This window comes from Sandarakinorhabdus sp., assembly GCF_040398645.1.
Taxonomy (GTDB): Bacteria; Pseudomonadota; Alphaproteobacteria; order Sphingomonadales; family Sphingomonadaceae; genus Sandarakinorhabdus.
Genome location: NZ_JBBATR010000009.1, coordinates 2,363 through 13,295 on the forward strand (window position 1 = coordinate 2,363; position 10,933 = coordinate 13,295).

8 protein-coding genes are annotated in these 10,933 nt (G+C 64.4%); 5 read left to right on the forward strand and 3 right to left on the reverse strand.

Features of this window, described 5'->3' with window-relative positions; translation table 11 throughout:
- Positions 1 to 536 (forward strand): PEPxxWA-CTERM sorting domain-containing protein (locus ABWP50_RS03575; RefSeq protein ID WP_353216620.1); only part of this gene is annotated, 536 nt, incomplete at its 5' end.
- Between the two features lie 82 nt (positions 537 to 618).
- On the opposite strand, the gene ABWP50_RS03580 is transcribed toward ABWP50_RS03575, so the two are convergent.
- Positions 619 to 1,704: an anhydro-N-acetylmuramic acid kinase gene (locus tag ABWP50_RS03580; protein ID WP_353216621.1), complete on the reverse strand. Its 1,086-nt coding sequence runs from the start codon at positions 1,702 to 1,704 to the stop codon at positions 619 to 621.
- Positions 1,705 to 1,723: 19 nt separating this feature from the next.
- Here ABWP50_RS03580 and ABWP50_RS03585 point away from each other — a divergent pair, with 19 nt between their 5' ends.
- Genes ABWP50_RS03585 through ABWP50_RS03595 form a run of 3 tightly spaced genes read left to right on the forward strand, consistent with a single transcriptional unit; the run spans position 1,724 to position 4,166 of the window.
- Complete coding sequence (locus ABWP50_RS03585; RefSeq protein ID WP_353216622.1) at positions 1,724 to 3,046, forward strand: serine hydrolase domain-containing protein; 1,323 nt, start codon at positions 1,724 to 1,726, stop codon at positions 3,044 to 3,046.
- On the forward strand, positions 3,043 to 3,654 hold the full coding sequence (locus ABWP50_RS03590) for a squalene/phytoene synthase family protein (RefSeq protein WP_353216623.1): 612 nt from the start codon (positions 3,043 to 3,045) through the stop codon (positions 3,652 to 3,654). Before ABWP50_RS03585 ends, ABWP50_RS03590 begins: the two co-directional genes overlap by 4 nt.
- A 47-nt stretch (positions 3,655 to 3,701) precedes the next feature.
- Entirely contained in the window at positions 3,702 to 4,166 is a 465-nt protein-coding gene (locus tag ABWP50_RS03595) for an EF-hand domain-containing protein (RefSeq protein WP_353216624.1), read from the forward strand.
- A gap of 85 nt (positions 4,167 to 4,251) precedes the next feature.
- On the opposite strand, the gene ABWP50_RS03600 is transcribed toward ABWP50_RS03595, so the two are convergent.
- The gene (locus tag ABWP50_RS03600) at positions 4,252 to 6,864 is read right to left on the reverse strand and encodes a TonB-dependent receptor plug domain-containing protein (RefSeq protein WP_353216625.1); all 2,613 of its coding nucleotides are present in this window, start codon (positions 6,862 to 6,864) and stop codon (positions 4,252 to 4,254) included.
- Positions 6,865 to 7,125: 261 nt separating this feature from the next.
- Positions 7,126 to 8,463: a methylenetetrahydrofolate--tRNA-(uracil(54)-C(5))-methyltransferase (FADH(2)-oxidizing) TrmFO gene (gene trmFO / locus ABWP50_RS03605; RefSeq protein ID WP_353216626.1), complete on the reverse strand. Its 1,338-nt coding sequence runs from the start codon at positions 8,461 to 8,463 to the stop codon at positions 7,126 to 7,128.
- Positions 8,464 to 8,792: 329 nt separating this feature from the next.
- On the opposite strand from trmFO, the gene nuoG reads away from it, so the two are divergent.
- Positions 8,793 to 10,832, forward strand: coding sequence for an NADH-quinone oxidoreductase subunit NuoG (gene nuoG / locus ABWP50_RS03610; protein ID WP_353216627.1), 2,040 nt, complete (start codon positions 8,793 to 8,795; stop codon positions 10,830 to 10,832).
- Positions 10,833 to 10,933: the final 101 nt, after the last annotated feature.

Genomic DNA, 10,933 nt, shown 5'->3' on the forward strand with positions numbered 1-10,933 from the left:
TCAACCCGTTCAACGTTGCAAACCAGTATCTGACCAGCGTGACGCTCAGCTACACGGCTGACTTCTCGGCCGACTTCAACGTGACGAACGCAAACGGACCCTTGTCCACCCCTGCGAGCCGCCAGATCACCCTGGTGCGCGGGATCACTTCTTCGCTGACCGGCAATGGCTTCTCGCTGTCTGATTCAGATAAGGTCAGCAAGACCCAGACGGTGCCGCGCTTCAGGTTGCTCAACAACTTCGGCACCTATGCCGTGCAGAACAGCACGTCCGGCACAATCAATTCCGGCTTCGCCCCGTTCATCGGCGGCCCGGTGTCGTTCGCCTTTTCTGCTGATGGCATCCGCACCATTTCGGGCACCCCGAACCTTGGCCTTACGGTGGCCGTGTTGTCGAACCCGCTCACCGCGACGTCGGGCAGCTCGTTCACGCTGACCTACACCAGCGTGCCTGAGCCGGCCTCGTGGATGATGTTGATCATCGGCTTCGGTCTGGTTGGCGCCGCCGCCCGCCGCCGCGCGCTTGCCATCGGCTGATTCTAGCCCACGTGCCGTAAACATCGGGCGTGCAGCGCAGCAGCGCTGCACGCCCTTTGTGTATGGGGCCAGACGCGGCGGCTCAGGCCAGTCGCCCGCCAAGCATCGGTGCTGGCACCCCGGTGGTTTCCGGCCAACTGAGCGGTTTGCCGTCCTGAACGCGCACCGCCAGCCAGGCAAAGGCTTCGGCCTCCAGCGCGTCGCCGTTCCAGCCGACGCTTTCCACCGGATCGCAGGCGACACCGCAGCGCGCGGCGATCTCGCCCATCAGCACGGGATTGAGCCGGCCGCCGCCGGTGACCAGCAGGCGGCCAATTGCGGGCACATGGCCCAGCGCCAGCCGCACGGTTTCGGCGGTAAAAGCCGTCAGCGTTGCAGCGCCGTCACCCGGTGACAGGCCGCGCAAGGCGCCGATATCCCAGGCGTTGCGGTCCAGCGATTTGGGCGGGGCGGCGTCGAACCATGGATTGTCCGCCAGCGTCATCAGCACATTGTCGTGGCAGATGCCGCTGGCTGCCACGCGCCCACCATCATCGAAATTGCGGCCGGTGTGGGTGCGCACCCAATCGTCGATCAGGGCGTTGCCGGGTCCGGTGTCGAAGCTGCCCCAACGGCCATCTTCGGCAAACCACGTGAGATTGCCCACTCCGCCCAGATTGAGCACCCCCAGCGGCCGGCCGAGTTCGGCACTGCGGGCGCGGTGATAGCCGGGTGCCAGCGGCGCGCCCTGGCCGCCGGCGGCGACGTCGGCGGAGCGGAAATCAAAGGCGACGGGCAGGCGCGTGGCAGCCTTCAGTGTCGCGCCGTCGCCGATCTGCCATGTCCAGCGCCGGTCGGGCCGGTGCGCCACCGTCTGGCCGTGAAAGCCGATCACTGCCACATCATCGCGCCGCGTGTGGGTGGCGGCCAGCAAGCGGTGCACGGCCATGGCATGGAGGCCGGTCGATTCCTGTTCCACGGCATCAATCAGCGCATCGCGGCACGGCGCATGCAATTCCAGCGCGCGCGCCGTGGCCGCGCGCAGCCGCTGGCGGAAATCAGGCTCGTAGGCAAAAAACATGAAGGCGCGCGGCACGATCACGTCTTCACCGTCGGTTTCCACCAGCGCGGCATCAATCCCGTCGATGGAGGTGCCGGACATCAGGCCGATGGCAAGTCGTGTGGTCATGGCTCTAGCGTAGCGCGGCATGTCGCGGCTGGCCATGGCGCAGGCGGCGGATTATGCAGATGCCATGCGCTTGATCCTTGCCCTGATGCTGGTTTTTGCTGGTCCGGTCGCTGCCGCCCCGGCCACAAATCCACTCGCGGAACTGGTGGCCGGGCGCGATGCCCGGGCGCCGCAACTGTCTGGCGTGGTCGGCGTGGTGGCCTCGCGCAGCCGCATCTTGCGCAGTGAAGCGCACGGGATGGCCGATATTGCTGCCAGCCGGCCGCTCATGCCTGACAGCAGGATCCGGGTGGCGTCCATTTCCAAGCTGGTGGTGGCCATCGCCGTGTGGCGGCTGATCGAGCAGGGGCGGATCGATCCCGATGCCGATGTGTCGGCCGTGCTGGGCTGGCCGCTGCGCCATCCAGCGCATCCCGATACGCCCGTCACCATGCGCCAATTGCTCAGCCACACCAGCGGTATCGTCGATGGCCCGGGCTATGGCTTTGCGCTGGAAGAACGGCTGCAGGACCAGCTGACGCCGCAGCACTGGGGGCCGGGCGCGCCGGGCGGGCGCTTTGAATATGCCAATCTGAATTATGGCATCATTGCCAGCGTGATGGAGGCGGCGACCGGTGAACGCTTCGATCGGCTGATGACGCGGCTGGTGCTGGCACCGCTCAAGATCGACGCTGGTTACAATTGGCAGGGCGCTTCCGATGCTGCGGTGGCGCGCGCCGCTGTGCTCTACCGCAAGGGCCGCGATGAAACCGCGTGGAACAGCGCCGGGCCATGGTTGCCGCAAGTTGATGATCTGCACGGTCAGCGCAGCGCTTGCCCAGTGCGTAGCACCACCGGAACTTTGCGCAGCAATGCCGGCTGCGATCTGGCGGCGTATAAGCCGGGCAGCAACGGCACGATCTTTTCGCCGCAGGGCGGCCTGCGCATCAGCATCCCCGATCTGGCGCGCATCGGCCAATTGTTGCTGCGCGGCGGCAAAATCGCCGGCGTGCGCCTGCTGAAACCCGCCACCGTCAAGGCGATGTTCACCCCGGTCTGGCAGGCCGGCGGTGCAGTTCCCGGCGATGATTATCACGGCCAGATGCTGTGTTACGGGGCCGGGCCGCAGTGCTTGTCTGGCCGAACTGGCGCCAGCGATCAGCCGGTGCCGAATGCCCATTGGTGGGGGCATCTTGGCGAAGCCTATGGCCTGCTGGCGGGGCTATGGATCGATCAGAAAAACGCCCGCGTCTATGCCTACGCACTTACCGGCACCAGCGCCGACCCGACCGCCTATCCGCGCGTCACTTCGGCGTTCAATAGCGCCGAGGATATCATCATCGCAGAACTGGCGCGGCCTTGACCGATCTGGAGATCATCACCGCCGAATTGCAATTGCGCGACCGCGATCGCTGGCTGGCCTGTCTTTATGCGCCCGCCAGTGCCCGCGCCGGCCTGATTGCGCTGTTCGTGCTCGATCTGGAATTGGCGCAGCTGGTGATCACCACCACTGATCCGATGATCGGCGAAATTCGCCTGGCGTGGTGGCGCGAACGGCTGGAGGAACTTGATGAAGGCAAGGCCCCGGCGCAGCCGCTGCTGGCTGCGCTGCTGGCGCATGCGCTGCCGGTGCTGGCGGGCAGTGACCTTGCCGCCATCGAAGATCGCTGGCTGGGCATGATCGGCCATGACAGCGTGACCGATGCGCATGTGGCGGGCGGCGGCGTGCTGTTTGCGCTGGCGGCGCGGCTGCTGGGCGGCGATGCGGCGCACGCCGATGCCTTGGGCCGGGCCTGGGTGCTTGGGGAGCCACCCTTGGCCGCAACGCCCGCGCCGCTGCGGCTCTTGCGCGGGCTGGCCAATCTGGGCGTGCGCGATGCGGCCTGGGCCCGCGCCGGCCGCCCCACCGAACCGCGCGGCAGCCTGGCGCGGCAGTGGGTCTTGCTCAAAGCCGTTGCGCTCGGGCGTTAGGCCGCGTTATCTGGCGATTGCAGGGTTGCACGATTGGGGGAGCGTTTGTGCGCCGCATCCTTGGGTTTTTCGTCGCCTTGTGCGGCTTGCTGGGCGCCGGCCTGATCATGTGGCGCGCACCGCCGGTGACGCAGCCCGCCGCGGCATTGCTGGTGGCCGCGCCCGATGCTGGCGGCACCACGGCTGCCGCTGCTCCGCCGCCACTGGCCGCGCCGAGCGCGCCGCAATCGGATGCCCAGCGCGAGGCCAGGCGCCTGAACCGCTATGACAGCGACAAGGACGGCGCCATCAACCGCGCCGAATTTGCCGCCAACCGCCGCAAATCCTTCGTCCGCGCTGACAAGAACCGCGACGGCCGGCTTGATTTTGAAGAATATGCCGCCGCCACCACCACCAAATTCAGCCGCGCCGATCGCAACGCCGATGGCCGCCTGACTGCAACGGAATTTGCGGCCACCGCCGTGAAACGCAAGCCCAAGGCAGCGTGCGTGTGCCCGGTGGAGGCTGAGTGAGGGCCGGCGCTAACGGCGCAGTTTGCCCCGATACAAAAAGGGGGGCGCGTGGCCCCCCTTTTCACTGTCATGATGCAGATAACCGTCAATATTTCACGCGGATACGGGCATACCACAGGCCGCCGTTGATGCCGAACGGACCGCCGCTGCTCGGATAAACCGAGCCATCGTTGAGGCCGCCGGTCAGCGCATAAATCGGGCCTGCCCCCGAAGTCGGGCTGATGCGATCCGGATAGGTGTTGAACAGGTTGCTGGCGCCAACCGACAATGTGTAATTTTCAGCGACCGTGTAGCTGACATCGATATCGGTCGTGAACTTGGCACCGAAGGTCTGGTCCGGGAAGTCGACTGCGTTCTTCCAGGCACCATAATAGGCTTCACGCAGTGTGATGGCCAGATCATCCTTGCGCCAGGTGGCGGTGAAATTGGCGCGATGGTTGGGCGCCAGCCCACCGATGGTGATGACTTGGTTAAGGCTGATGATGTTGGCATCACGGCGCGGCACAGTCGTCTTGTTGTAGCTGTAGGCCAGCGTCAGGTTGACGTTGCCGCCGATGGCATCGCCCTTCCAGGTGCCGACGAGGTCAACGCCGCGGGTGCGGGTGTCAAAGGCGTTGGTGAAGTAGTTCACCGCGCCGCCCACGCCCACTGCCGACAAGGCCGGCAGCGCCGTCAGGTTCGCCGCTGTCACGGTGAAATCCTGCGTGATGCCGATGCGGTTGGTCACCTTGATGCTGTAAATATCGGCGGTCAGGTTGAAGGCATCATTGGGCGTGACCACAAAGCCGAGGCCCAGGTTGGTCGAGCGTTCCGGCCGCAGCGACTGGGCGCCATAGAATTGCGCGATGGCGCTGGTCACCGGATAGGTGCCGGCCTGCACCTGATCCGTGTTCACGAACTTGGTGGTGAGGATCTGCACATTGTTCTGCCCCGGCGACGGCGCGTGGAAACCGGTGCCGGCGGTGCCGCGGATGGCGAACACATCGTTCAGCTCCCAGCGGAAGTTGCCCTTGGCAACAAAGGCGCCGCCAAACGTGTTGTAGTGTTCATAGCGGCCCATCGCACCGACGCTGAACGCATCGGTGATGTCGGTTTCGGCACCGGCGTAGACGGCATAGCTTTTTTGGCTGTAGCTGCCCGACGCTGCTGGGCTGGTCCCGCCATAACCGCTGGCGCCGGTTGGCTTGGTGACCTGGCCTGATGCCAAATAGGTGCCATTGCTCTGCAACGTGAACAGATTCTGCACCGCGAACGGCCCAGCCGCATAGGATTGCAGATCGCCCGGTGTCTGCGAATAAGTTTCGCTGCGGTATTCGGCGCCGCCGGAGAGGGTGATCGGGCTGGCAAGGCCGACTTCGATCGGATAGGCCAGATCAAGGTTGAGGTTGGTTTCTTCCTGGATCAGCGAGCCTTGATCGAAAGCCGTCTGCGATGCCGGGCCGAAGGACGGGTTTAGCGACCGGTACATCGACAAATCAACCTGGTTCTTCGCCAATGTGCCGGAAACGTCATAGGTGAAACCACCGTCGAGCGTGCCCTTGACGCCGACCACGCCATATTTTTCCTCAACCTTGCCGATGAAGCGCGGCGTGAAGCCGGCCGGATAGAGGGTGGTGAAATTATAGACATTGCTGTTGTTGACAAAACCGCCCGTCGGGCAGCCCAGCGGCGCGGCGTTGGCCGGGCAGGGCGTCAGATAGACCGGCGTGGCGAATGCCGCGTTGGGGGTGCGCGTCTGGGGAGCGCCGCCGATCGTGGCAAGATTGGTCGCAGTGTTCGGCGGACGATAGTTGAAGCTCTGATCCGCCTTGGAGCGGGCATAGTTGCCGATCACATAGATCTTGGCCTGCGACGAGATTTCATAGGCCGAATTCAGGATGAACTTGTAGCCGTAGCCGGGCGACGTGCCCCAGATCTGCGCCGGACCGGGGAAATTGGGGATCTGGTTGGCCAGGCTTGGGCTCTGTTGTGCCAGAACGACCGCCTGTGGCCGGGTAACGCCGCGGCTGGTGCCGTTCTGGTCGCTGTATTCGCCAGTGACGTTGATGAAGCCGCGGTCCCCGAGCTTGACACCAGCGTTGGCGGCGATCTGGTAGTTGCCGCCATCGCCGCGATAGTTCTGGCCGTAACGGCCGACCACTTCCAGCCCAGTATCTTCGCGCAGGCCATAGTTCATCACGCCGGCGATGGCATCGGAACCATATTGCGCGGTGGCGCCATCACGCAGCACTTGCAGGCTGCCGATGGCCAGCGAGGGGATGGCCGAGATATCGGCGCCCTGCGAACCGAACGACAGGGCCGTATCACCGCCGGTGAACACCTGCACCAGCGCCGAACGGTTGTAACGCTTGCCATTGAGCTGGACCAGCACTTCATCGGCCGACAGGCCGCGCAGCGACGGTGCGCGCACGAAGGTGGAGGCATCGGCAATGGTGTTCTGGCCAACATAGAAGGACGGCACCAGCGCCCTGATGATGTCGAGCACGTTGGACGCCGGTTGCGTGGCTATCTCGGCGGCGCCAACGACATCGATCGGCGAAGCGGAATCAAGAATGGAGCGATCGGTGCGGCGGGTGCCGGTGACCACAATGACCTTTTCATCGCCAGCCGCTTCGTCAGCGCCGGCTTGCGCCGTCTGCGCAGCGGCAGGCGCGGCAGCGCCAAGCACAAGCGCGGCCAACGCCGACGTAGCGAGCATGTGCCGGGAAAACCGGGATTTTGTGATAGAAATCAATTGCCCATCCTTTGAATGACTGCGCCCGCTCCCCTGCGGCCGACGCGCAATAATACCCGTAAATTTTCTTTCACAAAGCATCGTGGCCAATTTTCTGGTTCATTGCGCCAAGTTGTCGTGCGCAGTGGCAAAAAAGCCTCACATCAAAACCAGGGCATGCTGCGTGACCTCCGCCTGCAAACCATGCATCTGGCCAGCGCTGAGCCGCATGACCAGCGGCCGCACTCAGGCCGCCGCCATCCACTCCGCCAGATCGGCGCGCGCGCGCGCCACCAGCGCCGGCTTGCGCTGGTCCTTCGAGGTTGGCGGCGGCGAAAGCGGTGGGAACAGGCCGAAATTGACGTTCATCGGCTGGAAGGTCGCGGCATCGGCGCCGCCGGTGATGTGGCCGAGCAGTGCGCCCATGGCGGTGGTGGCGGGCGGCGGCACCGGGACCCGCCCCAATCGCTCGGCGATGGCAAAGCGCGCTGCCATCAGGCCGACGGCAGCGCTTTCGACATAGCCTTCGCAGCCGGTGATCTGCCCGGCAAAGCGCACCGCCGGCATGGCCTTCAGGCGCAGCGTGGCATCGAGCAGGCGCGGCGAATTGATGAAGGTGTTGCGGTGCAGGCCGCCAAGCTTGGCAAATTCGGCCTGCTCAAGGCCGGGGATCATGCGCAGCACGCGCACCTGATCGGCATGTTTCATCTTGGTCTGGAAACCGACCATGTTCCACAGCGTGCCCAGCGCATTGTCCTGCCGCAATTGCACCACGGCCCAGGCGCGGCGGCCGGTGGCGGGGTTGGTCAGGCCCACCGGCTTCATCGGGCCAAAACGCGGTGTGTTGCGGCCGCGCTCCGCCATCACTTCGATGGGCATGCAGCCATCGAAATAGGGTGTGTCGGCTTCCCAGGCCTTGAATTCGGTCTTTTCGGCGGCGAGCATCGCATCGATGAAGTCGTTGTATTGCGCCTTGTCCATCGGGCAGTTCAGATAATCCTTGGTGTCATCACGGTCCCACCGGCTTTGCAGCCAGGCGATATCGCGATTGATCGAATCGTAATGGATCACCGGCGCGATGGCATCGAAAAACGCCAGGCTGTCCTCGCCGGTCAGGCTGCGAATGGCCTCCGCAAGCGGCGCGGCGGTCAGCGGGCCGGTGGCGATGATCACGCTGTCCCAATCGGTGGGCGGCAGGCCAGCGATCAATTCGCGCACGATGGTGACGCCGGGGTGCACTGCCAGTGCGGCGGTGACGCCATTTGAAAACTGATCGCGGTCCACGGCCAGCGCCGAACCGGCCGGCACGCGGGCACCATCGGCATGGCGCATGATCAGGCTGTCCAGCGCGCGCATTTCCTGGTGAATCAGGCCCACGGCATTGTTGTCGGGATCATCGCTGCGAAAGCTGTTGGAGCAGACAAGCTCGGCAAGGCCATCGGTTTTGTGGGCATCGGTGCGGCCCAGGCCAGCAGCGTCACCGCGCATTTCGTGCAGGATAACCGGGATGCCGGCCTGCGCGATCTGCCACGCCGCCTCGCTGCCAGCGAGACCGCCGCCGATGATGTGAACGGGTTTTGTCATGTGATTGCCATAGAGTCGATCGTGCCTGCTTGCCAAGCATGATGACGCGGGACGGCGCCGGCGTGAAATCTGCTGCCGCAGTGCGGGAAGCGCTTCGCCGCACGCAACAATTGCCGGCGATTGCATTTTGGGTCGGTCGCTGCCGTTGGTGGGCATTTGGCAGCCGATTGGCCTTTGATTGGCCTTCACAGGGCGGGCGGCGCTCGCTATACCCCGCCGCAGTTTGGCGCGCCTGCTTGGTGCTGCCAGCAGAAAAACGCGGCTGTTGCCGGCTTGGCCTGTGTTGGGGCCAGGCAGCAGCGGCGGAAATCGGCAGGATAGAACGAACCATGCCAAGGTTGACCGTCGATGGGATCGAGGTGGAAGTGCCAACCGGCGCGACCGTGCTGCAGGCCTGTGAGATCGCCGGTGCCGAAATTCCGCGCTTTTGCTATCATGAGCGGCTGTCGATTGCCGGCAATTGCCGCATGTGCCTGGTGGAGATGGAAAAATCCCCCAAGCCCGTGGCCAGCTGCGCCATGCCGGCCGCCGATGGCCAGGTGATTTTTACAAAAAGCGCCAAGGTAAAGCGCGCCCGCGAAGGCGTGATGGAATTCCTGCTGATCAACCACCCGCTCGATTGCCCGATCTGCGATCAAGGCGGCGAATGCGATCTGCAAGACCAGGCCGTGGCCTTTGGCCGGGGTGCCAACCGCTATGATGAGAACAAGCGGGCGGTGACCGAAAAATATATGGGCCCGCTGATCAAGACGGTGATGACCCGCTGCATTCACTGCACCCGCTGTGTGCGTTTTGCCGAGGAAGTGGCCGGCGTCGAGGAAATCGGTGCCATCGGGCGCGGCGAATCCATGCAGATCACCTCATATCTGGAAAAGGCCGTCACCTCCGAAGTGTCGGGCAATGTGATTGATCTGTGCCCGGTGGGGGCGCTCACCTCCAAGCCTTATGCCTTTCAGGCGCGGCCGTGGGAGCTGAAGAAGACCGATTCGATCGATGTGATGGATGCCATCGGCAGCAACATCGTGGTGGGCAGCCGCGGCGCCGCCGTGCTGCGCGTGACGCCGCGCAGCAACGACGACGTCAATGAGGAATGGCTGGCCGACAAGAGCCGCTTTGCCGTTGATGGCCTGTCCGAACGCCGGCTTGATACGCCGTGGGTGCGTGTGGACGGCAAATTGCGCAAGAGCACATGGGCCGAGGCATTTTCGGCAATTGCAGCCGGGCTGAAGGGTCTGACGGGCGACCAGATTGCCGGTGTGGTTGGCGATCTGAACGCTGTTGAAGACATGACCGCCTTCAAGGATCTACTGGGTGCGCTGGGATCGTCCCGGATCGAATGCCGGCAGGATGGCGCCTTGTTCGATACGGCAGAGCCGGCGGGCTGGCTGTTGAATTCCGGCCTGTCCGGCATTGAAACCGCTGATGCGATTTTGCTGGTGGGCACCAATCCGCGCCACGAGGCAGCGCTGTTGAATGTGCGGCTACGCAAGGCCGTGAAAAAGGGCGGCGCCAAGGCGTTTGCAATCGGGCCAGAGGTGGATTTGTCATTCCCCGTCACGCAGTTGGGCGATGATGCCGCGCTGCTTAATGATTTGCCGGCGGACGTGGTTGCGGCCTTTGCGTCGGCGCAGCGTCCGGCAATTGTGGTGGGCATGGGCGCATTGACCGTGCCCGGCGTTTACGAAGCCGTGCGCGCGGCGGCGGCGACGCTGAATGTGGTCCGGGACGGTTGGAATGGTTTCAATATCGTGCACACGGCGGCGGCGCGCGTTGGCGGCCTGCGGCTTGGTTTGGGTGTGGCTGGCGGTGTTGCGGCGCTGCTGAACGATGCGAGTGTGAAGGCGCTGTTCCTGCTGGGCGCCGATGAAGCGCCGGTGCAGGCTGGAGCATTTACGGTCTACATCGGCACGCATGGTGACGCGGGGGTTCGTCATGCCGATGTGATCCTGCCGGCGGCAGCCTACACCGAAAAGCCGGGCACCTATGTCAATCTGGAAGGCCGGGTGCAGCGTGCGCTGCAAGCGACGCAGCCGCCCGGCGAAGCGCGTGAGGATTGGACCATCATGCGGGCATTGTCGTCGGTGCTTGGTGTGAAGCTGCCGTATGATGATCTGGCCGGCCTGCGCGCGCGGATTGCCAGCGAATGGCCGGATCTGGCTGCTGGCGGCATGATCGCCCGCAATGACACGCTGGCTGCAACAGAGCCGGCTTCTGTGTTGGCTGGGCCGCTGCCTCTGGCATATCGCAATTATCAGCTTACCAATCCCATCGCGCGCGCCAGCGCCACCATGGCGGCGTGTGTGGCGTCTTTGTTGGCACCCGAAGCGGACCCCGAGGCGCAAGGCCAGCTGGAAGCGGCGGCGCAATGAGTTACACCGGCTTTTTCACCGCGAATTTCGGCGATGGCTGGGGCATTTTCCTCGCCAATCTCACGCTGATTCTGGCGATTGCCTTTCCGGTGATGGTGGGC